Origin of the sequence: Xanthomonas vasicola pv. musacearum NCPPB 4379, assembly GCF_000277895.2 — a bacterium.
Classification (GTDB): Bacteria; Pseudomonadota; Gammaproteobacteria; order Xanthomonadales; family Xanthomonadaceae; genus Xanthomonas; species Xanthomonas vasicola.
In genome coordinates, this window is record NZ_CP034655.1 from 3,712,440 (window position 1) to 3,735,569 (window position 23,130).

Annotated in this window: 16 protein-coding genes, 1 other RNA gene and 3 pseudogenes; 10 read left to right on the top strand and 10 right to left on the bottom strand. The window is 64.9% G+C overall.

Annotated elements, in window-relative coordinates:
• Nucleotides 1-251 precede the first annotated feature (251 nt).
• Nucleotides 252-821, top strand: a complete 570-nt coding sequence (locus KWO_RS17160) for a hypothetical protein (RefSeq protein ID WP_026113207.1) — start codon at nucleotides 252-254, stop codon at nucleotides 819-821.
• A gap of 108 nt (nucleotides 822-929) precedes the next feature.
• On the opposite strand, the gene KWO_RS17165 is transcribed toward KWO_RS17160, so the two are convergent.
• From KWO_RS17165 to coaBC, 3 genes are read right to left on the bottom strand one after another with little or no spacing between them, the layout of a single operon-like run.
• Nucleotides 930-3,275, bottom strand: coding sequence for a phosphomannomutase/phosphoglucomutase (locus KWO_RS17165; protein WP_017112244.1), 2,346 nt, complete (start codon nucleotides 3,273-3,275; stop codon nucleotides 930-932).
• A 13-nt stretch (nucleotides 3,276-3,288) separates the two neighbouring features.
• Nucleotides 3,289-3,756, bottom strand: coding sequence for a dUTP diphosphatase (gene dut / locus KWO_RS17170; RefSeq protein WP_010374738.1), 468 nt, complete (start codon nucleotides 3,754-3,756; stop codon nucleotides 3,289-3,291).
• On the bottom strand, nucleotides 3,753-5,024 hold the full coding sequence (gene coaBC / locus KWO_RS17175) for a bifunctional phosphopantothenoylcysteine decarboxylase/phosphopantothenate--cysteine ligase CoaBC (RefSeq protein ID WP_010381953.1): 1,272 nt from the start codon (nucleotides 5,022-5,024) through the stop codon (nucleotides 3,753-3,755). The genes dut and coaBC overlap by 4 nt, the downstream gene beginning before the upstream one ends.
• Nucleotides 5,025-5,120: 96 nt before the next feature.
• Between coaBC and radC the strand changes: the two genes are divergently transcribed.
• The 5 genes from radC (at nucleotide 5,121) to KWO_RS17200 (ending at nucleotide 9,971) form a co-directional block, all read left to right on the top strand.
• A complete protein-coding gene (gene radC, locus KWO_RS17180; RefSeq protein WP_010381948.1) occupies nucleotides 5,121-5,798 on the top strand; it encodes a RadC family protein in 678 nt (225 codons plus the stop codon).
• Nucleotides 5,799-5,885: 87 nt separating this feature from the next.
• Nucleotides 5,886-7,586 carry an arginine--tRNA ligase gene (gene argS / locus KWO_RS17185; protein WP_010381945.1) on the top strand — a complete coding sequence of 567 codons (1,701 nt, stop codon included), beginning with the start codon at nucleotides 5,886-5,888 and terminating at the stop codon, nucleotides 7,584-7,586.
• Nucleotides 7,587-7,754: 168 nt separating this feature from the next.
• On the top strand, nucleotides 7,755-8,636 hold the full coding sequence (locus tag KWO_RS17190; protein ID WP_039443110.1) for an SPOR domain-containing protein: 882 nt from the start codon (nucleotides 7,755-7,757) through the stop codon (nucleotides 8,634-8,636).
• Between the two features lie 6 nt (nucleotides 8,637-8,642).
• Nucleotides 8,643-9,176 (top strand): hypothetical protein, encoded by a 534-nt coding sequence (locus KWO_RS17195; protein ID WP_010379322.1) that lies wholly within the window; start codon nucleotides 8,643-8,645, stop codon nucleotides 9,174-9,176.
• A 39-nt stretch (nucleotides 9,177-9,215) separates the two neighbouring features.
• Nucleotides 9,216-9,971 (top strand): SDR family NAD(P)-dependent oxidoreductase, encoded by a 756-nt coding sequence (locus KWO_RS17200; RefSeq protein WP_010374757.1) that lies wholly within the window; start codon nucleotides 9,216-9,218, stop codon nucleotides 9,969-9,971.
• A 170-nt stretch (nucleotides 9,972-10,141) separates the two neighbouring features.
• Here the strand turns inward: KWO_RS17200 and KWO_RS23130 are convergent.
• The 5 genes and pseudogenes from KWO_RS23130 to speA form a co-directional block, all read right to left on the bottom strand.
• Nucleotides 10,142-10,264: pseudogene (locus KWO_RS23130) on the bottom strand (acyltransferase family protein); the annotation flags it as partial.
• Nucleotides 10,261-10,347, bottom strand: a pseudogene (locus KWO_RS17205) (heparan-alpha-glucosaminide N-acetyltransferase domain-containing protein); the annotation flags it as partial. The pseudogenes KWO_RS23130 and KWO_RS17205, both read right to left, overlap by 4 nt.
• 137 nt (nucleotides 10,348-10,484) lie before the next feature.
• Nucleotides 10,485-11,816, bottom strand: coding sequence for a glycosyltransferase (locus KWO_RS17210; RefSeq protein WP_010379319.1), 1,332 nt, complete (start codon nucleotides 11,814-11,816; stop codon nucleotides 10,485-10,487).
• Nucleotides 11,809-15,750: a non-ribosomal peptide synthetase gene (locus KWO_RS17215; RefSeq protein ID WP_026113206.1), complete on the bottom strand. Its 3,942-nt coding sequence runs from the start codon at nucleotides 15,748-15,750 to the stop codon at nucleotides 11,809-11,811. The genes KWO_RS17210 and KWO_RS17215 overlap by 8 nt, the downstream gene beginning before the upstream one ends.
• A gap of 954 nt (nucleotides 15,751-16,704) precedes the next feature.
• On the bottom strand, nucleotides 16,705-18,591 hold the full coding sequence (gene speA / locus KWO_RS17220; RefSeq protein WP_010379314.1) for an arginine decarboxylase: 1,887 nt from the start codon (nucleotides 18,589-18,591) through the stop codon (nucleotides 16,705-16,707).
• Between the two features lie 237 nt (nucleotides 18,592-18,828).
• Between speA and speE the strand changes: the two genes are divergently transcribed.
• Nucleotides 18,829-19,686, top strand: a complete 858-nt coding sequence (speE, locus tag KWO_RS17225) for a polyamine aminopropyltransferase (RefSeq protein WP_010374763.1) — start codon at nucleotides 18,829-18,831, stop codon at nucleotides 19,684-19,686.
• Nucleotides 19,687-20,145: 459 nt separating this feature from the next.
• Nucleotides 20,146-20,221: non-coding RNA, sX9 sRNA (locus KWO_RS17230), on the top strand.
• A 62-nt stretch (nucleotides 20,222-20,283) separates the two neighbouring features.
• On the opposite strand, the gene KWO_RS17235 is transcribed toward KWO_RS17230, so the two are convergent.
• Nucleotides 20,284-20,892 (bottom strand): PH domain-containing protein, encoded by a 609-nt coding sequence (locus KWO_RS17235; RefSeq protein WP_010379311.1) that lies wholly within the window; start codon nucleotides 20,890-20,892, stop codon nucleotides 20,284-20,286.
• A 193-nt stretch (nucleotides 20,893-21,085) separates the two neighbouring features.
• Nucleotides 21,086-21,894, bottom strand: a pseudogene (locus tag KWO_RS17240) (outer membrane beta-barrel protein).
• Between the two features lie 120 nt (nucleotides 21,895-22,014).
• Here KWO_RS17240 and KWO_RS23135 point away from each other — a divergent pair.
• Together KWO_RS23135 and KWO_RS17250 are read left to right on the top strand one after the other, a co-directional pair.
• On the top strand, nucleotides 22,015-22,338 hold the full coding sequence (locus tag KWO_RS23135) for a hypothetical protein (protein ID WP_227479923.1): 324 nt from the start codon (nucleotides 22,015-22,017) through the stop codon (nucleotides 22,336-22,338).
• Nucleotides 22,339-22,454: 116 nt separating this feature from the next.
• Nucleotides 22,455-23,111 (top strand): phosphotransferase, encoded by a 657-nt coding sequence (locus KWO_RS17250; protein ID WP_010379305.1) that lies wholly within the window; start codon nucleotides 22,455-22,457, stop codon nucleotides 23,109-23,111.
• The last annotated feature ends 19 nt before the right edge of the window (nucleotides 23,112-23,130 follow it).

Consider the following 23,130-nt stretch of genomic DNA (forward strand, 5'->3'; position numbering starts at 1 on the left):
ATCGATTTTGTTAGCGATGCCTCAGCGCATTGATGCGACCGGTGCATTGCCGATGCATCGGATGCCTGACTGGGTTGTTTAGGTGGTGATGCATCGTGAGTGATGCGCGCCGGAGCGCATTGACGTGATCAGCACGCATCAACCGAGGCACTGCTGATTGCAGGACGCGTAGCGCTATCGCTGAAGGTTGACGCCTGCTTTTCGGACACACCACTGCGCATGTGGCCGACGCGATAATAGGGCGCCAGCCGATGTTGCCGTCGTTACGCCGCGGGCAAGCTGTGGTCATGTCCAGCGCACCCTCTCATCGCCCGATGTCCATGACAATGCGCGAGGCAGCGTATTGGTATCTGCGACTGCCCACGCATCAGAACGTGCCGTTGTTCGCGGACTGGCGTTGCGCGCGCGCAGCAGCTGCCAGCTTGGCGCTGCCGCGGCATTGGCCAGGTGCGCAGTTGCTGTGCTGGGTGCTGCTGCCGGACGCATGGTGCGGGTTGCTGCAGGCACCGGGCAAGGCCGTGTTGCTGCAAGTGGCCGCGACGGCGCGGCTGATGGCTGCCGACGCGGTCAATCGCGCGCGCGGACGTGGCGGAACAGTGTGGCAGCCGCAGATGGAGGTTTCGGCGCTTCCGCCACGGGACGATCATCGACAGTTCGCCCGCACATTGGTCGCGATGCCGTTGCGTGCAGGACTAGCCGAGCAGATCGGCGGGTATCCGTACTGGGACGCAGTGTGGTTGTTGCCGGAGGATCACAACGCCGCACCAATCCACACACCACATGGCCCTGCTGAGCTCACCGGAACAGGCGGAACACGCTGATGGCCACTTTCGCCGGGGGAGTTATCGGATAGCGGTCAGCCGCGCCCCGCGCCGGCCCAGCTGCGCTGCCTCTCAACAGGCAGCGCAGATGGCGCCCGCATCTGGCAATCAGAACGCCAACGGATGCTCCGGCAACAAGGTCTGCAATTCGCTGCGGAACAGCGCGCGAATCCGCTCCAATGCTGCCTCGCTGTCGGCTTCGAACCGCAGCACCAGGATCGGCGTGGTATTGGAAGCGCGTACCAGGCCCCAGCCGTCGACGAAATCCGCCCTCAGGCCATCGATGGTCGACAGCCGTGCCGATTCGAACGGCGATTCTTGGGCGGTCTGCGCACGCTCAACAAAACGCGTAACCAGCGCATGCGCATCGCCCTGCACCGGTACCTTGATCTCCGGCGTGGAGACGCTTTCGGGCAAGGCGTCCAACACCTCGGACGGGGTCTGCTCGCGCTGGGCGAGGATTTCCAGCAGGCGTGCGGCAGCATAGATGCCGTCGTCGAAGCCGTACCAGCGCTCCTTGAAGAAGAAGTGCCCGCTCATCTCACCGGCCAGCTCGGCATCGGTCTCGCGCATCTTGGATTTGATCAGCGAATGCCCGGTCTTCCACATCAACGGGCTGCCGCCATTGCGCAGCACGTAGTCGGACAGCTTGTCGGTGCACTTCACGTCGTAGATGACCAACGCGCCGGGATTGCGCTGCAGCACATCGGCGGCGAACAGCATCAACAGGCGGTCGGGGAATACCACCGTGCCTTCCTTGGTCACCACGCCCAGACGATCGGCGTCGCCATCGAACGCCACCCCGATCTCCGCATCGAAGCGCTGCACCATCCTCACCAGGTCGTCGAGGTTGTGCGGCTCGCTCGGGTCGGGGTGATGATTGGGGAAAGTGCCGTCGATATCGCAATACAACTGAACCACTTCGGCGCCGATCGCTTCCAGCAGACGTGGCGCGATCTCACCGGCGACGCCGTTGCCGGCGTCCACCACCACCTTGATCGGGCGATCGAGCTGTACGTCGTCGGCAATGCGCTGGATGTAGGCATCGCTGATATCGCGCTGCTCCAGCTCGCCGGGCGTGGCAGCGGTATGCAGGCGGCCTTCGTTGATGCGCTGATGCAATTCGGCAATGGCTGCGCCGGACAAGGTCTCGCCGCCGATCACGATCTTGAAGCCGTTGTAGTCCGGCGGATTGTGGCTGCCGGTCACCGCTACGCAGCTGCCGGCACGCAGCTCGTACGCACCGAAGTACACCACCGGCGTCGGCGCCAAGCCGATGTCGGTGACATTGCAGCCGGCGCGGCGCAGGCCTTCGATCAGGCCGTTGGTCAACTCAGGTCCAGACAGCCGGCCGTCGCGGCCGACCACCACATCGCGCAGGCCCTGCGCCTGCATCACGCTACCGATGGCCTGGCCGATCAAGGCGGCAACGCCGGGGTTGAAATCTTTTCCCACCACACCACGGATGTCGTAGGCGCGGAACATCTCGGTGGCGATCTGCACCACCGGCACCAGCACCGGCGGCGCTGCGGGCGAGGTCTCGATGTCCAGCGCGCGCGCTTCGCTGGCAATGCTGGCGTCGTGCTGCAGGCTCTGACTGAAGGTGGGTTCATCGGCGCTGGATTGGTCGGCAACCCGGCGGCGTGGCAAGGCCACCTGCCCCCGGCTGGCCAGCACCAGCAGCACGGCAATGATCAGCAGCAGCGCCGCCACAATCGCGCAACCAACGGCGCCCAGGCCCAACGGGCCGCTATCGCCTTGCGGCACCGCTGCAGCCACGCGCAGACCGCTGCTACCGAGCGGTTTGGCCAGCGTTTCGGCCGCACCGGACAACCCGGCATCGCCCTGCTGGGCCACGTTGTAACTGCCCTGGCGCAGTGCCAGATAGGCGCTGCCGGGCACCGCAATCGCGCCCATCGGGCCGGTCAGACGCAATAGCGGCAAGCGTGCATACGCCACCGCTGGCTGCCCGCCCAGGCGCACCGCGGCAGCCACACCCACCCGGACCTGATTGGCGTCGCGCACCACGCGCACCTGCGCATGATCGGCCACCAGCGCCGATTCGAGCAGGCTCAGACGCGCGTAACCGAAATCCTTCGGGTTGGCATAGGCGGCAAGGTCGCCAGGCAATACCTGTACATCCTCGGCGCCCTTGAAGCGCTCGCCGATGGCCGATGCAGCCGCCAGCGCGTCGCCACCGGCCAGCACAGCGACGACCGACGGCTGCTTGAGCACGGCGTCGAGCTGGCTGGCCTGTGTGGCCATCGCCTGACCCACGTCCTGCACTGCGCGGTCGCGCGCCTGCTGCAGGTCCTGCGCCACCGCGGCTTGGCGCCATTGCGCATAACTGTTCCAGCCGAACCAAGCAGCCAGCAACAGTAATATGCCCCCCAACACCGGACCACTCGTACGCACGCTGGACATCGATTGCCTGCGCTCGTTCGCCTTGCTCATGTGATTTCCCCAGTCAGCGCACGCCGGTGTGGCCGAATCCACCCGCTCCCCGCGCGCTGTCGACGAAAGTATCCACCACTTGCAAGCCCACGCGCACGATCGGCAGGATCACGAACTGCGCGATGCGGTCGCCCGGCTCGATGGTGAAGGCCTCGCGGCCGCGATTCCAGGTACTGATCAGCAGCGGCCCTTGGTAATCCGCATCGATCAAACCGGTACCGTTGCCGAGCACAATGCCGTGGCGATGGCCCAACCCCGAGCGCGGCAGGATCACTGCGCACAGCTGCGGGTCGGCCAGATGGATCGCGATGCCGCTGGGGATCAGCGCCGCATCGCCCGGCTGCAGCGTCATCGGTGCTTCCAGCGCAGCGCGCAGGTCCATGCCTGCGCTGGATTCGGTGGCATAGGCCGGCAACGGCCACAGATCGCCAAAGCGCGGGTCGAGCAACTTCACCTGCAAGGACTGGGTCGGGTTACTCATGCCTGCAATCTCTCCGCGATCAGGGCCAGCAGTTGGTCGGCCAATTCGGTCTTGCTGCTACTGGGGAATGCCTGTTCGCCGCCTTGCCAATACGCAGTGGCGGCGTTGTTGTCGCTTTCGAAGCCGCCGCCTTCGATCCCCACCTGATTGGCGATGATCAGATCCAGCCGCTTGGCCGCCAGCTTGCCACGCGCGTAATGCTCCACGTCGTGCGTTTCGGCAGCAAAACCGACCACCAGTTTCAATGCACCGGTCTGCGCGGCAACCTCGGACAGGATGTCCGGGGTGCGCACCAGTTCCAGGGTCAGCGTCTGGCCGGTCTTCTTGATCTTCTGCGACACCACCCGCTTGGGGGTGTAGTCGGCCACGGCGGCGGCGCCAATGTAGATGTCGGCCGGAAATGCGCCCAGCACCGCATCGCGCATCTGCGCGGCCGAGCGCACGTCGATGCGCTGCACGCCGGGTGGCGTGGTCTGATGCACCGGCCCGCTGATCAGTACCACATCGGCGCCTTGCTTGGCAGCTGCGGCAGCCAGGGCGTAGCCCATCTTGCCGCTGCTGCGGTTGCCGACGTAGCGCACCGGGTCCAGGTCTTCGAAGGTGGGGCCGGCGCTGATCACGATGCGCAGGCCCACCAGCTGCGCGCTGCTGGGCACGAACACCGGCGCAGCGGTGCTTTTGCCACCGGCCGGTGCCGCGTTTGCGACAGCACCACAGACCAGCGCGGCAATGATCGCCGCCGGCTCGGCCAGCCGCCCGGGGCCGGACTCGCCTTCGGCCAGCGGGCCGTCGTCCGGGCCCACCACCGCCACCCCCCGGGTGCGCAGGGTGGCGATGTTGGCCTGGGTGGCAGGATGCAGCCACATGCGGTGGTTCATCGCTGGCGCCACGGTCAGCGGCGCGGTGGTGGCCAGGCACAGCGTGGTGACCAGATCGTCGGCCAGGCCATGCGCCAGACGCGCCAGCAGGTCTGCGGTGGCCGGGGCGACGATCACCCGATCGGCCCAGCGTGCCAATTCGATATGGCCCATCGCCTGCTCGGCGGCGCTGTCCCACAGCGTGGTGCGGGTGGGTTGGCCGGACAGTGCCTGGAAGCTGAGCGGGGTGACAAATTGTTGCGCGCCGCTGGTCATGGCGACCTGCACCTGCGCGCCGGCGTCGCGCAGGCGACGGACCAGTTCGAGCGATTTGTAAGCGGCAATGCCTCCGCCGACGCACAGCAGCAAACGCTGTCCGTCCAGGGGGCGGGCCTGAGTGGAGCCGATCACGTCGGAGTCGTCCTACGGTTACGAGGACAACTAGATTAGCCGATGCCCTCGCTTGGCCTGATGGGCGTCGGCGATGAGCACCGGCAAACTCGCCATATGCACATACACGACTGGCCCACCCACGAACGCCCGCGCGAGAAACTTCTGGCGCGCGGAGCCACTGCCTTGTCCGATGCGGAGCTGCTGGCGATCTTCGTCGGCTCCGGCCTGCGCGGCCAGGACGCGGTACAGACCGCGCGCGATCTGCTGCACCAGCACGGGCCGCTGCGCCTGCTGCTGGACCGCCCGGCCAAGGCGCTGACACGCCTGCCAGGGCTGGGCCCGGCCTCGGCCTGCAAGCTCGCTGCGGCGCTGGAATTGGCCCATCGCCACCTGATGAGCGCGCTGGAGCGCGGCGAGGCGCTCAGTGACCCGCCCAGCGTCGGTCGCTACTTCTCGCAGCGGCTGCGCGCGCGGGCCTACGAAGTGTTCGCGGTGCTGTTCCTGGACAATCGCCACCGTGCCATCGCGTTCGAAGAATTGTTCACCGGCACCATCGACGGCGCCGACATCCATCCGCGCGAAGTGGTACGGCGGGCGCTACTGCACAACGCGGCGGCGGTGATCGTCGGGCACAACCACCCGTCCGGCAATCCGGAGCCCTCCGAGGCCGACCGCGCAGTCACCAAACGGCTGCTGGAGAGCCTGGAGTTGGTCGACATCCGCCTGCTGGACCATTTCGTCATCGGCGATGGCCGGCCGGTGTCGCTAGCCGAGCGCGGCTGGCTGGAATGAGCAGTGGTGCACCGACCTGAACCATCGGTCGGACCCTGCGGCACGCGGTCGGGTAAAATCGCTGGTTTGGTTCCAAGCAGGTCCCACGTGAAAGCCCTACTCCGCGCACTGATCGGCCAAGGCATTGAAGCCTTGCGCGCCAACGGCACCCTGCCTGCCGACACCCTGCCGCCGGATTTTGTGGTCGAGCGACCCAAGACCCGCGAGCACGGCGACTTCGCCACCAATGCCGCCATGCTGCTGGCCAAGGCCGCGCGCAGCAATCCGCGCAGCAATCCGCGCGTGCTGGCGCAGGCGCTGTTGGCGGCGCTGCCGGCCAGCGACGACGTGGCCAAGGTGGACATCGCCGGCCCCGGCTTCATCAATTTCCATCTGGCGCCTACCGCGTATCAGCGCGAAGTAGCGCATGTGATCAAGCAAGGCCACGACTACGGGCGCGGGCTGGCCGGCAACGGCCGCTCGGTGGGCGTGGAATACGTCTCGGCCAACCCCACCGGCCCGCTGCATGTGGGCCACGGCCGCGCCGCGGCGATCGGCGACAGCCTGGCGCGCGTGCTCGATGCCAACGGCTGGAACGTCAAGCGCGAGTTCTACTACAACGATGCCGGCGTGCAGATCGAGAACCTGGCGCTGTCGGTGCAGGCACGCGCGCAGGGACTCACTCCCGACAGCGCGGGCTGGCCGGAAAACGGCTACCGCGGCGACTACATTGCCGATGTGGCCAACGCCTACCTGGCCGGCGACACCGTCGACCTGGAAGGCCATCTGGTCACCGGCACCAAGGATCCGGCCGATCTGGAATCGATCCGCCGCTTTGCGGTGGCGTATCTGCGCAACGAGCAGAACCACGACCTGGCGGCGTTCCGGGTCGATTTCGATATCTACTTCCTGGAAAGCTCGCTGTACAAGGACGGCAAGGTCGAAGAAGCGGTGCAGCAGCTGATCGCCTCCGGCCACACCTACGAGGAAGGCGGCGCGTTGTGGTTGAAGTCCACCGACTTCGGCGACGACAAGGACCGCGTCATGCGCAAGTCTGACGGCACCTATACCTACTTCGTGCCGGACGTGGCCTATCACCTGACCAAGTGGCAGCGCGGCTACGAGCGCGCAATCACTGAACTCGGCGCAGACCATCACGGCTCGCTGACGCGCGTGCGCGCCGGCCTGCAGGCAATGGAGTTGGGCATCCCGCAGGGCTGGCCGGAATACGTGCTGCACCAGATGGTCACGGTGATGCGCGGCGGCGAGGAAGTGAAACTGTCCAAGCGTGCCGGCAGCTACGTCACCCTGCGCGACCTGATCGAAGAAACCAGCGCCGATGCGGTGCGCTGGTTCCTGATCGCGCGCAAGCCCGATTCGCAGCTCACCTTCGATATCGATCTGGCGCGTGCGCAGAGCAACGACAACCCGGTGTTCTACGTGCAGTACGCGCATGCGCGGGTGTGCAGCGTGCTGCGCCAGGCGCAGGAAAAGGGCTACAAGTACGACCAGACCCATGGCCTGGCCGAGCTTGCACACCTGGACGACGAGCACTCGCTGGCGGTGATGCTGGAGCTATCGCGTTACCCGGAAGTGGTGGAAATCGCCGGCCAGGCGCTGGAGCCGTACCAGATCGCGCAATACCTGCGTGAATTGGCGCACGCCTTCCACACGTGGTATCACAACAGCAAGGTGCTGGTGGACGATGCCGCCGAGCGCGACGCCAAGCTCACCCTGGCCGTTGCGACCCAACAGGTGCTGGCCAATGGCCTGGAACTGCTCGGCGTCAGTGCTCCGGAAAAGATGTAATCGCGCGGGAGCATCGCGGGCCGCTGGCCCAGCGCATGGCACTGCGGTAACGCCGGCCTGCAACCTCGAGCGCTGATCGCGTTCACCAGGCAATGCGCGCAGCAGCGCGCATTGCCGCAGCAAGTCGGGCCAGCTGGCCCGCAACGACATGATTCGGAGAAGTGGTAGATGGCAGCACGACGCGGTAAGAGTCAGGCCCGACGCAACACCAGCAATGGCACCCCCGGTTGGGTGTGGCTGGTGGCTGGCGCCGCGATTGCGGCAGTGATCTTCCTGGCCGCACCCAACCTGTTCAAAAAGGACGGCGACGGTTTCCTGCGCGTGGGCCCGCGTGCCAACCCGGACGCGCAGCCCGAGCCGGTGGCCGATGCCGACGTGGATACGCCGACCGAATTGCCCAAGCCCAGCGTGCAGCCGCCCAAGCCGCAGGCCAAGCCGGGCGATGCGCAGACCCAGTACGACTTCTACACCTTGCTGCCCGGCAAGGAAGTGCAAATGTCCGACGCCGAACTGGCCGCCAGCGCACGCGCCGAAGAGGCCGCACGGGCACGTGCGGCGTTGGAAGGCAAGCCGGTTGCGCCTGCACCCGGTGCCAGCGTAGCGGCAGCCACACCGGCCGCCAGCGTACCGATGCCGTTGAAGGAAACCGCCGCCAGCGCGCCCAAGCCGCTGCCGCAAACCGCACCGGCACGCCCGGCAGCTGCCCCGGCCCCGGCCAGCACCGCCGCGCTCACCACGCCGGCCGCCGCTGCGCCCAAGCCCGCCGCAACCGCCGCCACTGCAACAGCGACGACGGCTGCCCCGGCGGTTGCCGACAACACCCGCTACATCCTGCAGGCTGGCTCGTTCGGCGCCTCGGGCGATGCCGAATCGACCAAGGCCAAGCTGGCGATGATGGGCCTGGCCGCACGCGTGGAATCGGCCGACATCAGCGGCAAGACGGTCTATCGCGTGCGCATGGGGCCCTACGGCAGCGCCAGCGAACTGGCCGAAGCCAAGCAAAAGCTCACCGGCAGTGGCCTGTCCGCCATCGCGATCAAGGCGCAGTAACCGCGCGTGATACGGCGCATCGCTGGCCTGTTGCTGAGTGTGCTGGCGTGGGCCGGCCCGGCGCATGCCACCGATCAGATCCCTGACCTTATCCAGATCGACGGCCGGCAGGCGACACTGCTGGCCGAGCCATTGTTCGCTCCACTGGACGACCCAGCCACCTGGAAGCGCTTCGTGGCCCACGCCGGCAGTGCGCTGGGCGGCTGCAGTGCCAACTGGCGCGGTTATCGCGCCGACTGGCGGCTGGACGGGCAACAACTGTGGCTCGATCGCGTGGTTCTTGGCGCCTGCAACGACGCGCCGCCAACGCTGCCGCTGGATGTGCTGTTCCCCGGCCAACTCTCACCAGTGCCTGCAGCCTGGGTGGATGGCGAATTGATCGTCGAGCTGGCCGCCACCGCGACGACTGCGGCGCCCGCACCGGCCACATACGTGTTGCTGCGGCTGCGCCGTGGCCATGTCGTCGCACGCGAGACCTTGACCGCAGAAATGCTGCAAGCACGGCGTGACGCAACGGCAAGCCCGCACCCTATTCCGTGAATCTGGTTGCACGAATCCCCCTGTCCCCTGGAGTTCCCCATGTCCAAGACCGTCCTGATCACTGGTGCCACCTCTGGTTTCGGCAGCGCCACCGTGCGCCGCTTCGCCGCAGCCGGCTGGAAGGTCATCGCCACCGGCCGCCGCGGCGAGCGCCTGCAGGCGCTCGCCGCTGAACTGCCGGCCGGGCAGGTGCACACCGCCGCGTTCGACATGCGCGATGCGCAGGCTTTATCGGACGCAATCGACGCACTGCCGGCCGCATTCGCCGACATCGACGTGCTGGTCAACAACGCCGGTCTGGCGCTGGGCACCGCGCCTGCGCAGCAGGCCGACCTGGCCCAGTGGCAGCAGATGATCGACACCAATGTCACCGCACTGGTCACGCTCACCCACCGCCTGCTGCCGGCGTTGATCGCGCGCCGCGGTGCCATCATCAACATCGCATCGGTCGCGGCGACCTACCCGTACAGCGGCGGCAACGTCTACGGCGGCACCAAGGCCTTCGTGCAGCAGTTTTCGCTGGGCCTGCGCGCGGACCTGCATGGCACCGGCGTGCGCGTGACTTCGATCGAACCGGGCATGGCCGAAACCGAATTCACGTTGGTGCGCACCGGTGGCAACCAGGCGGCGTCGGACACGCTGTACCGCGGCGCCACGCCGATGACGGCAGACGATATCGCCGAACAAATCTTCTACGTCGCCAGCCTGCCGGCGCACTTGAACATCAACCGTTTGGAAATCATGCCGGTGACGCAGTCGTTCGCTGGGTTCCAGGTGGCGCGCGACGCGCAGTGAGGCGTTGCAATGTAGGCACGGCGGCAGCGGTCAACGCGCAGCGTGCAACCACGTGGTGCGGTGCACCGCGTAAGCCATAGCAAGCATCGAACGGATGCATCGAAAAGCCGCGCACTGTGCGGCTTTTCTTTTCAACGTCCGCTCGTGCGATGGATGAACCGCAGATCGCCTCACGCCAGCTCGGCATCGCTGCGCACGGCAGCATGTCGCCGCAGCAGCACTCCACGCAGCTGCAGGAACGGGCGCTCCACCGCGTAATGCAGCAACGCGCCTGCCACCAGCGCTACCGCCCCAGCCCGCCGACGACAAACGAATGAAACAGCATCACCCAGACGATGGCGATGCCACGCAACAGATCCAGAGCAGGATAGCGCATGCGGGCGAGATAAACCGAGGGAGCCCGATTGCCGCATGCCGGCAGCGCGCAGTGCGTCGCTGCCAACGACGCACTGCCGCACACCACGCTGCAATGCGCCTATCGAACGCTGCGGCGGATGCGCAGCGTCATCGCACTTATGCGATGGCGTGCTGCGCGGGCCGTGCCGCTGCTGCGGGCGTCACGGCCGTCGGTTTCAGCAGTTGCCAGGCTTCCAGCTGATCGACCGCATTGCGCACGCCGTGTTCCGCGCGAATCCGTTGACCGAGCGCCTGCGCAGCTGCACGCATGGCCGGCTTACTCGCCTGCTGGATGGCAGCGGCCAGGGTTTCTGGCTGCAACCCGGCACGTGCGAGCCCTGGCGGCGCAACGCCGCGCTGGGCCAGGCAATATGCCCAAAACGACTGGTCGTAGCCAAACGGGAGCACCACCGAAGGAATCCCCGCCGCCAACGCGGCACCGCTGGTGCCGGCGCCACCGTGATGCACGGCCACCGACACGCGCGGGAATAGCCAATCGTGCGGTGCCTGTTCCAGATGGAAAAAGCGCTCGGCGTCATCGGCGGCAGCGGCGTCCCCAGCCCCCAGACCGCCCCAGCCACTGGCCAGCAACGCACGCTGCCCGGTCAACCGCACGGCTGCCTTGACCGTGGCAGTGAGCTGCGCGACGGCGCTGCTGGTCATGCTGCCGAAGCCAACATACAGCGGCGGCGGCCCGGCCTGCAAAAACGCCTGCAGCGCGGCCGGCGGTTGCCATTGCGACCGGGGCAGCTGCCAGAAGCCGCACACCTGTGCGCTTTCCGGCCAGTCTGGCGGACGCGGGCACACATGCGCGCTATAGCCGTAGATCACGCGTAGCGCGCTGCGATCCGGGCCGCTCCACGGATACCCCGGCAGCCCCAATGCCGGACGCACGATGCCGTTGACGGCCGGCCGCATCAGCTGCCAGCACATAAAGCGCATCGTGCGATGCAATGCCACGCTGACCCTTCCAGGCAGACGCAGGTTGGGCAACAGCATCAGCGGCAGATGGCGCGACTCGGTGAGCGGCTGCAACTGCGCAAACGCCACCGGCACACCATACGCCTCGCCCAGACTATGGACGAGGAGGCTGGCACTGCCCACGCCCAGGATCAAGCCGGCATCGGCACACGCCGCGCTGCTTTGTGCGGGCCAATCGCGCGCCCACTCCAGCAACTTCTTGCGCAAGATGCCGGGGGCACCGCGCATTTCGGCGACGTCCGGATGGTCTTTCAACAGCTGCTGAAGATCGCCGCTGAGCGGGAAGAATTCCAGGCCGTTGGCACGGATGAACGTCTCGAAGTTGGAACTGGTCAGCACCCGCACCGGGTAACCGCGCCGCTGCAGGCCAAGGGCCAGCGCAATGATCGGGCGCACATCCCCATGCGTGCCAAGGGTGGCAATGACCACCGGGCGTTGGCGTGCCGAATCGGCTCTGGACTCAGGCATATTCGGTCTCTCCGTCGCTGGCGACCGCGCCACGGCCGGCCTGTCCCACCGGCCGCACAGCCCGGGTGGACTCTGCGGTGGCCGCGTGCAGCAAGGTGCTGAGCGTGGCCGCATGCGTCGGCGAGAGCATTGAATGGTGGTCACTGTCCAGAACGTGCAGCTGCAGGTTGCGCACGTACGGGTGCCACGCCTGGGGACGGTAATCCACCCACAGCGCATCGTCGCCGCCGGAGCTCATGCGCACGCTCGCTTCGACAAAGACCACATCCTGGTCCAGCTGCCTGGGCCGATGACGCCGCGCCAGCTGCAGGTGATGCTGGGTGAGGGCGCCCAGATCGTCCAGCAAGGTGGGACGTTGCTCCAGCAACTGGCGCACCGCAGGCAATTCGTTCAGCCCGTAGTGATCGCACAACAGGCTCGCCAGCTCGGCGACCGTGGTCGGCATCGGCTGGCCCGGCGCCAGATGCAAGGCCAACGCGTGCACCGAGGCGCGCACGTTCTCCGATTCCGACAACGCTGCGGCCTGTTCCAGATGCGGGTAACTGTCGAGCATGGCCAGCACCTCGACCTCTTCGCCCAGCGCATGCAATTCGGCGGTGATGGCGTGCGCGATCAAACCGCCCAGCGACCAGCCCAGCAGACGGTACGGCCCCCTCGGCTGCACGCTGCGCAGACGCGCCAGGTAATCGCGCGCGATCGCCTCGATGCTCTCCGGACGGTGCTGCGGGTCGCTCAAGCCCGGCGATTGCAGCGCATACACCGGCCACTGCGGATCCAGCTGACCCAGCAAGGTGAGATACGACCAGCCCAGACCGATGACCGGATGGATGCAGAACAGCGGCGTGCTGCCGGCGGTGCCTGCACGCAGCGGCAGCAGCACGCTCAACGGGTCGTTGGGCGTGTGTGCGCTGCGCTTGATCACCTCGGCCAGGCCGGCGACCGTCGGCGCATGGAACAATGTGCCCAGCGGCAGTTCCACCCCGAACATCTGCGGGAAACGCGCGGCCATTTCCGCCGCACGCAGCGAATCGCCGCCAAGCTCGAAGAAATTGTCGTCCACGCCCACCACTTCGATGCCCAGCACCTCCTGCAGCATCGTTGCCAGCTGGCGTTCGAGCGCATCGCGCGGCGCCAGGTGCGCGCGTTGCGGCAATGCGCCAGGCGCCGGCAACGCGCGCCGGTCCAGCTTGCCGTTGGGGGTCAGCGGCAACGCCTCCAGCGGCACCCACAGGGTGGGAATCATCGATGCCGGCAGGCGCTGCTGCAGATGCGCGCGCAACAACTCGATCGACGGCGCATTGCCGTGCTTGCCCACCACATAGGCCAGCAGTTGCAAGGCATGCTCGCCATCGCCGTGGCCCACCACCACCGCCTGCGCCACTTGCGAATGCAGCAGCAAGGTACTTTCGATTTCGGCCGGCTCCACCCGATGCCCGCGGATCTTCAGCTGCGCATCGGTGCGCCCGATGAATTCCAGCAGACCATCATTGCGTCGACGCACGCGGTCGCCGGTGCGGTACATGCTGCCGCCATCGTCGGCAAACGGGTCGCGCATGAAACGCTCGCTGGTCAGCTGGCGCTTGCCGCGATAGCCCTTGGCTACGCCCGCGCCGCCGATATACAGCTCGCCGATTGCACCGGTCGGCAGCGGTTGCCGCTGCGCATCCAGCACATAGACGCGCGTATTGAGCAGCGGCCTGCCGATCGGCGGTGCGGCGGCATCGGTCAGCTGCAACGGCATGATGGTCGACCAGATCGTGGTTTCCGTCGGCCCGTACAACTGGGTCAGCCGCCCCACCCGGCTCAGCAATTGCGTGGCCAGTTCCGGCACCAACGCTTCGCCACCGATCAATGCATGGATGCGATCCAGCATCAGATCTTCATTAGTCAGCAGGATGCGCCACAGCGATGGCGTGGCCTGCACCACGCTGATCTGCTCGTCCGCGATCAGGCGCGAGAGGCTGCGCGGATCGTTGCTGATGCCGGCCGGTGCGATGACCACACGCGCGCCCACCAGTAACGGTAAATACAACTCCAGCCCGGCGATATCGAAGGTGATTGTGGTAACTGCCAGCACGCGATCGCGCGGACGCAATGCCAGCTCGTGCTCCATCGCATGCAGGAAATTGAACAGGTTGCGATGGCTGATTTCCACGCCCTTGGGCGCGCCGGTGGAGCCGGAGGTGTAGAGCACGTAGGCGGTGCCATCGGGCGTGGCGAGCGGTGCGATCGCTTCAGGCAACACGGCAGGACGCGGATCCAGCCAGACCATGCCGCCGAGCAGATAACGCTCGCACAGCGCCGGTTCGCAGACCAAGCCAATAGCACCGGAATCGTTGAGCATCTGGCGATTGCGCGCGGCCGGGCTCTCCGGATCCAGCGGCAGATACGCTGCACCGCTCCACATCACTGCCAGCAACGCCACCAGCAATTGTTCGCTGCGCGGCAAGGCTACCGCGACCACATCGCCAGGGCCCACGCCATCGGCCACCCACTGCGCGGCAATGCGCGAGGCAAGCTCGCACAGCGTGGCGTAATCGAGCGTGCGGTTGTCGTACTGCGCCACCACCGCTGCAGGCATCAACTCGGCGCGTTGCAGCATGCCGTGCAACAGCGTGGCCGGTTCCGGCAACGGCGCTGCAGTGTTGTTCCAGGTGTGCAGCAAACGCCGGCGTTCGCTATCGCCGAGTATATCGACCTGGCCCAGCGCGCATTCCGGATCGGCCAGCACTGCATCGGCCAGATGGGTCAGACGACGGCAGTGTTCGGCCAGCTCCTCGCTGTCGTACAACGCCGGGTTGGCATCCAGATCGAAACGCAGGGCAGCGCCATCGCCGCGTTCGTAGCAGAAGATGGTGAGGTCGTCGGCCGGGCCATTGGAAAGGTTGTGCGGCACCGCGTACGCCTCGCCGAAGCGCAAGGTGTAGTCGAAGGCATCGATGTTCACCGCCAGGCGCGCGAACTTCTGCTCCATCCCGAACATGCCCAGATCGCGGCGCACGTCCTCGAAGCGATATTGCTGATGGCGCAGCGCATGCCGCACCACCGAGGACACCTGCGCGAACAAGGTATGGATGGGCTGCTGCGGGTCCATTTTCAGCCGCAGCGAAATCACGTTGGCCACCAGGCCGGCGGTCTGCCGATAGCGCGCGTTGATGCGTCCGGTCACCGGCATTGCCAACACCAGATCTTCCGCGCCGGTGCAGCGGTAGTAATAGGCCGCAATCAGCGAAATCAACATCTGCGGCAGACTGGCGCCGTACTCCTTGCCGAGCGCACGCAGACGCACCACCTGCTTCGGCGAAAACTGCCAGGCGCCACGCAGCAACCCGGTGGACAGATGATTGCCCGGCCGCGCCAGCGTCGCCGGCGGCGGCAGATCGGCCAGCTGCTGCATCCAGTACTCGCGGTCGCGTTGGAACCGATCGGAGTTGCGATAGTGCTGTTCCATTTCGAGCAGCGACAGCGCACTGCCGTACTGCGCAGGCTCGGGCTCCACGTCGGCCACGTAGGCGTTATAGAGCACAGCCATGCGCTGCATCATGACCGACGCGCAATAGCCGTCCATCACCAGATGGCTCACGCATTGCATCCAGATATGATGATCTTCACCAAGACGGAACACCGCGCAGTGCCAGAGCGGCCCGTTCTGCAGATCTTCCGGCTTGCGAATTTCTTCGTCGATCCAATGTTCGGCGGCGTTGCGTGGAGCAGGGTCCGAGCTGACGTCGAAATACGGAATCGTGCCGTTGTACTCGGGCAAGACCACCTGCGAAGGCACGCCCTCGTGCTCGACGATGCACAGTCGCAACGTGTCGAACTCCTGCGTCAGCTGCATGCTGGCGCGGATCAGCACCTGAGGGTTCAGTGGGCCGAACATTTCCAACACTTCGGCCAACATCAAGGTGTTGTCGGTGTGCAACTTGTTGGCCACCCAAAGGCCACGTTGCGCTTTGGTCAAGGGAAAAACGGGAGAGGCGTCAGCGTACATTGCGTGCATCCTTCTGGTGTGGCGCGCAGTCCGTCGACACCTCTCAACCGTCATACGGTCGATGGACGCCGAATCAGTACCTGGCCTGAGAAAACGAGGGATAGAAAAACTGCCGACTGCCGACAGTTGCCGGCAATACGCGGTGGAAAGGCACGATGAAGACGCATAGCAAAACGACTTGCACAACAAAAACAACGATGTGCAGGTGACCTAGTTGAATCAGTTGTATGCCTACGGGCTAAGCGAACACTAACAACTCGCGCAGGCGTGAAACCGTGCAAAAATCACGGAAATCACCTAATACCTTAATTTTTTACCGAAGTGTGATTTCAACTAGTGTTCCTGATGCATACATCGGCTCAAGTCCGGCGCCGCATCCAGCGCACGCCAGTGCCAAGCCACGCACGCGGCATGCTCGACGAAAAACACTGTTTTCCATGCAAATAAACGCGCACCACGGTATATCCGGTGCCGCGTTGAATAAGACCATCTCCAAATCAACGTTGCTGGAATCACGTTATTTTAAACATCACTTTAGGAGAGGAATGCGTTTTTACGGCGTGCGCTTCAATCCGTGGGTACGATCACGCGATGGTCGCCTGACTGTCATTGTCGTGCAGCACAACGCAGGAGGGAGCGTACGGCCGAACCGATCGCAAGGCGTGGCGCAAGGCTAAAGTCGGGCGCATTCCTCGATATGAGGACGCGCGTCGCACGAGGCGCAAGACGGAGCGAACGCAAAAACGGCGGGCCACGCGATGGAGCCCTGCAGACCTACAGCAGCCATGCCGCTGATGCGCATGGTCTGCTTTTAAGCGGAATTTGCGACGTGGCGCGGCAGATGTGCCACGCACTGCACAGCAAGCGCTGCGGCACAGGCCGCAGCGCTTGCCGGGATCAGCCCAACGGTTCGTCGGACAAATAGGTGTAACCGGTCAGGCCGGCTTCCAGCGCAGCGCTGAGTTCCTGCGCGCGCTCGGGCGACAATTGCGCGGCAGCGATGCGCTCGGCATAGGTGGCACGCAGCGTGTCCAGGTGATAGCCCACGTAATCCAACATCACGTCGGTGGTGTCGCCGCGACGCTGCTGCGCGATACGATAGCCATCGCCATTCACCACAACCTCCACTGCATCGGTATCGCCGAATAGGTTATGGATATCGCCCAGAATTTCCTGGTAAGCACCCACCAGGAAAAAGCCGATGCGATAGCTCTCACCCGCATTCAAACTGTGCAGCGGCAACGAGCTGTCCAGACTTTCGTTCTCGACATAGGTCTTGACCATACCGTCGGAATCGCAGGTCATGTCGGCGATGATGCCGCGCCGCTGCGGCGCTTCGTTCAAGCGTTCAATCGGCACGATCGGGAACACCTGATCGATCGCCCACACATCCGGGATCGATTCGAACACGCTGAAGTTGACGAAGTACTTGTCCACCAGCCGCTCGTTGAGCTCATCCAGCACCGGCCGATGGCTCTTCTCGTCGAAGCTCAGGCGCGCACGCACGCCGTGTGCGATGGCATAGAACAGATCGTCGATGCGCGCACGGTGGGTCAGGTCGATCTGGCCCAGCGCATACGCACTCAAGCCCTCGGCATGGAAGTGCTGGGCTTCCTGAAACAGTTCCACTGCCGGGCGCACGTCGAGCTCGTCATGAATCTCGCGCAGGTGGCGAATCGCTGCCGGTTCGTCGGCATGCGCGTCCGGCACGCGGCCTTCGGGCGCCTGCTCCACTTCGGAGACGTTGGCGATCAGCACCGCGTGGTGCGCCGTCATCGCGCGCCCGCATTCGGTGACGATGCGCGGTGGCGGCAGGCCATGTTCTTCGCAGGCGCTAGCCAACGGCTGCACGATGTTGCTGGCGTACGAATGCAGGCCGTAGTTGATCGAGCAATAGCTGCGCGAGCGGGTGCCTTCGTAATCGATGCCCAGGCCGCCACCGACGTCCACGTGGCTGATCTTGGCGCCCAGGCGCGAAAGCTCCACGAAATAGCGCGTGGCCTCGCGCATGCCGTTGGCGATATCGCGCACATTGGAGATCTGCGAGCCCATATGGAAATGCAGCAACTTCAGGCTGTCGGCGTATTCGGTGTCGCGCAGCGTCTTCCACAGGTCCAGCACCTGGCGCGGCGAAAGGCCGAACTTGGCCTTGTCGCCACCGCTGTTCTGCCACTTGCCCGCGCCGAGCGAGGCCAGGCGCATGCGCACGCCCAGGCCCGGCTGGACGTCCAGCGCGCGTGCCTCTTCCAACACCAAGTTCAGCTCGGACGGCTTTTCGATGACGATGAAAGTCTGCAGGCCGAGCTTGCGACCGATCAGCGCAAGGCGGATGTATTCGCGATCCTTGTAGCCGTTGCACACGATCAGCCCGCCTGGGCGCGACAGCGCCAGCACCGCCATCAACTCCGGTTTGCTGCCCGCTTCCAGGCCGAAGCCGTCGCCGTGATGGCTGGCCAGGGTACCGGCCACGCCGCGGTGCTGGTTGACCTTGATTGGATACACCGCGGTGTAGCCGCCGGCGTAATCCCATTCCGATTGCGCCTGTGCGAAGGCTGCCTGCAGCTTGCCCAGGCGCTGGCCCAGGATGTCCGGGAAGCGCACCAGCAGCGGCAGCTTGGCGCCTGCAGCACGCGCGGCATCCACCACCTCGGGCAGCGACACCGCCGGGCCATCGGCGGTTGGGGTGACCACCACGTGTCCGGCAGCATTCACATCGAAATACCCGTCGGCCCAATGCGGGATCGAATAGGTCTTGCGGGCTTGGTCGAGGGACCAATCGCTCATTTCGCTGTCTCGGCTGGAATAAAAAAGGGCGTGAAGTGTAACGCCTGGCATGCGCAGGGTCCGTTACAATCCGCGCCGACTTCACGCCCCTCTCCTGTTGGAGCGGGGCCGAGCAAGGGTTAGCCGCTGCGCAGTTTGGCTGCATGAGGCTGCGCCCGACCCTCATCCGGCGCTTTGCGCCACCTTCTCCCGGTGGGAGAAGGAACCGCCCGCTTCTTCCAGCATTAGGACGTCCGCATGAGCACCAACGACAACTGGTACATCGAACACTTCCAGCCGACCGGCTCGGCGATCGGCTTCCGCATCAGCGGCAAGCTGGACGAGGTGCAGTCCCCGTTCCAGAAGATCGAGATCTACCAGACCACCGATTGGGGCAAGCTGATGCTCATCGACGGCGCGGTGATGCTGACCAGCCGCGACAATTTCTTCTATCACGAAATGATCAGCCACCCGGCGCTGTTCACCCACGCCGCGCCCAAGCGCGTGGTGATCATCGGCGGCGGCGACTGCGGCACGCTGCGCGAGGTGCTCAAGCACCCGGGCGTGGAAAGCGCCACCCAGTGCGATATCGACGAGCAGGTCACGCGCATGTCGGAGAAGTATTTCCCCGAGCTGTGCGATTCCAACCACGACACGCGCGCCGAACTGCTGTTCGACGACGGCGTGGCCTATATGGCCAATTGCCCGGCCGGCAGCGTGGATATCGTGATCGTCGATTCCACCGACCCGGTGGGCCCGGCCGAAGGCCTGTTCAACAAGGCGTTCTACGACAGCTGCTTCAAGGCATTGAAGGACGACGGCATCCTGGTGCAGCAGTCCGAGTCGCCGCTGGCGCTGCTGGACCTGATCAACGAAATGCGCACCGAAATGGGCAAGGCCGGCTTCCAGTCGTTCAAGACCCTGCCGTTCCCGCAGCCGTGCTACCCCACCGGCTGGTGGAGCGTGACCATGGCCAGCAAGCAGGCCAACGCGGATTTTGCGTTTCGCCAGGATGCTGCGCAGACCAAGGGCTTCGAGACGCTGTACTACACCGCACATCTGCACACTGGCGTGCTGGTTGCGCCGCCGTTCGTGGCCAAGGCGCTGGGCGAGTAAGCGGCGAGCCACAGCCACATAGAGTGAGCAGTCTGCCTCGAGGTGGTCGTCGGTCCGCTACCGGACGCGTCACCACCTCGGCTCAGCCGAGATCTGCACCGCATTGGCCGCCTTCAGGGGCGGCCTTTGTGTATGAGCGGCGGCAGGCGCGCAGATGCGCAGTGGCAATCGATCCATCTCTCGGCCGCGCCTGTCTGATGGCTGGATACAGTTGTCGATCGCCGCGGTCGGTCACCCACGTTCGGCATTGTGATTCGCATGCCGGCGGCCAAAAGCGCTGAGCAGCATAGGCCGCAACTTGAGGACTTCCAGAATCGCTACCGGCATCGCTTGGCGCGTCCAGTGCCTGCTCGTCTCTGCAGCGCACTTGGCGCGGCCCGTACGTCCTTGCACTGTAGAGCAGCTAACCAAACGACTGCGCCGCCGCGCCAGGCGGTCGCGACCGGTGCTCGGTTTGGCATCTAGCACTCGTCCACTGTGGTTCCTGCGCGCCGTCCGCACCTGCCTGATGACTGCTCGCTACGTGTTGTTAGCTGCTCTAAAGTTCCGGCGCAATCCTCCCGCCCGGCTGGCGGGTGCATGTTGCACGTATAGCCCTTACAGCCGTGCCAACACCTCGGCTTTCTTGGCGTCGAATTCTTCCTGCGTGACCAAACCGGCATCCAATAACTGCTTGAGCTTGCTCAGCACCTGCACCGGATCATCGGAGGCGGCCAACGCGATCTGCTGGGCCGAAGGCAACGCTCCCTGCGCGCTGGGCGCATGCACCACCACGCCGCCGGCTGCCGCACGCAGCTTGTCGATTTCCAACTGCTGGCGCTTTTCGTAGGCAGATTCTTCCACCTGCTGCGCGTAGGCGTACACGCGCCGCGCCTGTTTCTTGGGCAGGCTGTCGATGGAGGCGTAGGCACCCTGCGTGGTGCGGCACATGATGGTCGCCCCGAGCATTTGTTCGCTCATGTGCACATCGAGCACCTCGCGCCAGGGGAAATCGCGGAACGTCATGCCGAGCAATTTCGGGTACACCACGATGAAGCGGCGGTTGGTCAGCACCACCGCGTCCGGCGACAGGTTCACCATCTTCTTCTGCACGGCAATGTACTCGACCTGCTCGTCGCGGGTCAGCAACTCGGTGATCTTGGGCAGGATCTTGCCCACAGCCACCGGGTCCTGCTCGTCTGTCAAAAACTGCGCCAATGCGTCCATCTGCCCTCGCCCACGGCTGAATCACTGCGTTGAGCGCGACACTACAACACCCCGCATGGATGGCTGTGCAATGCCGATAACCGTTTGCGCTACCGGCTTCAAATGGAGTTGCTGTCTACTGCATAGCTGTTGCGTGCGGCATGACGCAGAAGGGCGAGCGCTGCCGTTCGCCTTTCTTTGCCGTTGACCCGCATCAAAAGCGGATTTCGGCTCCGCAGCTCAGCACTTCCGCACGGTTGATCGTGAGGTCTTCGTAGTTGCCGTAATACGCGTCAGCGTAGACGTAATTGGTGTAAAGCGCGCTCAAGCTGACGTGCTTGCCGATATCTACACCGAGACCGGCACCAACGTATGCGCCATAAACGCGTTCGTTGTAGTCCTCACCTTTCGCCGTGCCGCCCCAATAGCCCAGCCGCACAAGCGCAAAGACAGGTGCATCGCCAAAGTTGAAGCGCGCCGTTCTACCGACGCTGCCGGAATCCACGTTTGGAACGACAACAAAGCCGTCCTCATCCTTGGAACCATCCACTTTCCCGGTTGCGGCTTCGATGCCGAGCAATGTGACCGGACCTGCGCGCCAGCGGTAGCCAACGTTGAAGCCCTGCATGTCCTGCTTGCCGTTTTCAAACACTTTGGCTTTGCCACTCTGGACACCGAGGAACACGCCGCTTTTGAGGCGTTGCTCTTCTTCGCGCGGCGGCGGCGGTACGTAGGCAGGCGCGGCGGGCGCTGCCTCGGCCGATGTCGGCTCAGTCACCGTGCTGAAACCACCGGATTCGCCGGTTCCGGTTCCGCTACTACCGACAACAGCCGGCGCTCCGCCGGTGCCCGCTTGCGCAGGGCACGACGACGGCGCTACCGGCGCGGTGGCGGCCTGGGTGCCGGCCTGCTGCTTTTGCTGTTGACGGTAGCTGTCCCACCGCGCGACAACGATTGCCCCGAGGCCTGAGCCGTGACGCCGAACGCCGTGCAGGCCAACAGCAGTGTTGCGATACTTTTCATTGCATCCCCAATGAGTCGTACTCCATCGTTCCCGCATCCTTGCGCACGCAGGGTCACCCTGACGGCGTCTGGAAGTGGCACAGTTGCTGTCGAATTCGTGGGCTTTCCCGGCATCACCGGATGTTGTTCGACATCGCTCCGGGCGCCGCCCGAAGAACGTGCCCGTGCTATCGGGTGATGCAGCCCCTGACCGCAGCCGGCACAGTGCTTGGAGTCCCAGCGGCTGCAAGAAGCGATGTGACCATTGCTGCATTGTCAAACGGCGTGGGTTGCCTGATTGTGGGCCGGGAGCCGGAGCCAGGCAGTGCGCTGGCGGTACGACAAGGCAACTTGTGGCTGGCGTTGCCCGCATCCATCGCCAGCGCGCGGCAAAAAATCGAAGAGAATTCCATCAAGCGCTTGATTAGCAAAGCCGTTCCACTTCCGGAACATTACATTTATTAAATAGATGTAATTTCAGTACTAAAAAGTTCTAAAATTCCCCGAACCGATCCCCTGCGATCATCGTGAACCTGTGCAACGCGTGACATCTCCGCGCCGCCACGGTCCGGAGACCTGCCATGCATTACCAGCCGCTGGATGTGTCCAGCCTGCACCTCGTCACTCCCGTTCTGCTCAAGCAAGGCACGCGGCTGCTTGAGCCCGACGTCTACCGCACCCACCTGGATGGGCAGCTGGCGGTGGTCAAGGACTACGGCCGCTATCGCAGCACGTTGCTGGCGCCCATTGCGCGGCTGATGGTGCGCCATGAGGCCAGCATGCTGCGGCAGTTGCAGGGCTGGCGGCATGCGCCGGCCCTGCTCGGCACGTTGGGCGGCCTCGCGCTAGGCATGGAATTCATTCCTGGCGACACGCTCAGCACCAGCACAATCGTGGGCCAGGAAGTCTTCCAGCAATTGCAGCAGGCGTTGCGCCGGCTGCATGCGTTAGGCATCACCCATAACGACCTGCATAGCACCAATGTGGTGGTCAGCGCGGGCGTGCCGGTGCTGATCGATTTCACCTCGGCGTGGCGATTCCCGCGCTGGCTGCAGCGCGGCACGCTGGCACGTCAGCTGCAACGCAGCGACGTGGCCAACTTCCAGAAAATGCGCCAGCGCCTTGCCAGCATCGCGCCGACTGCCGACGAATCCGCACTCAGTGCCGAACCGCGCTGGGTATACGCGATTCGCAGTGGTTGGAAGCGGCTGTATCGGCGTTTGAAAGACACTGCGTGATCAGCGCTGCTGACATAAG

What these genes read in the sequence shown, in the direction of transcription:
- KWO_RS17160 (WP_026113207.1), top strand. Translation starts at nt 252, where the DNA reads ATGTTGCCGTCGTTACGCCGCGGGCAAGCTGTGGTCATGTCCAGCGCA.
- KWO_RS17165 (WP_017112244.1), bottom strand. Translation starts at nt 3,275, where the DNA reads ATGAGCAAGGCGAACGAGCGCAGGCAATCGATGTCCAGCGTGCGTACG.
- dut (WP_010374738.1), bottom strand. Translation starts at nt 3,756, where the DNA reads ATGAGTAACCCGACCCAGTCCTTGCAGGTGAAGTTGCTCGACCCGCGC.
- radC (WP_010381948.1), top strand. Translation starts at nt 5,121, where the DNA reads ATGCACATACACGACTGGCCCACCCACGAACGCCCGCGCGAGAAACTT.
- KWO_RS17190 (WP_039443110.1), top strand. Translation starts at nt 7,755, where the DNA reads ATGGCAGCACGACGCGGTAAGAGTCAGGCCCGACGCAACACCAGCAAT.
- KWO_RS17200 (WP_010374757.1), top strand. Translation starts at nt 9,216, where the DNA reads ATGTCCAAGACCGTCCTGATCACTGGTGCCACCTCTGGTTTCGGCAGC.
- KWO_RS17210 (WP_010379319.1), bottom strand. Translation starts at nt 11,816, where the DNA reads ATGCCTGAGTCCAGAGCCGATTCGGCACGCCAACGCCCGGTGGTCATT.
- speA (WP_010379314.1), bottom strand. Translation starts at nt 18,591, where the DNA reads ATGAGCGATTGGTCCCTCGACCAAGCCCGCAAGACCTATTCGATCCCG.
- speE (WP_010374763.1), top strand. Translation starts at nt 18,829, where the DNA reads ATGAGCACCAACGACAACTGGTACATCGAACACTTCCAGCCGACCGGC.
- KWO_RS17235 (WP_010379311.1), bottom strand. Translation starts at nt 20,892, where the DNA reads ATGGACGCATTGGCGCAGTTTTTGACAGACGAGCAGGACCCGGTGGCT.
- KWO_RS23135 (WP_227479923.1), top strand. Translation starts at nt 22,015, where the DNA reads ATGTTGTTCGACATCGCTCCGGGCGCCGCCCGAAGAACGTGCCCGTGC.
- KWO_RS17250 (WP_010379305.1), top strand. Translation starts at nt 22,455, where the DNA reads ATGCATTACCAGCCGCTGGATGTGTCCAGCCTGCACCTCGTCACTCCC.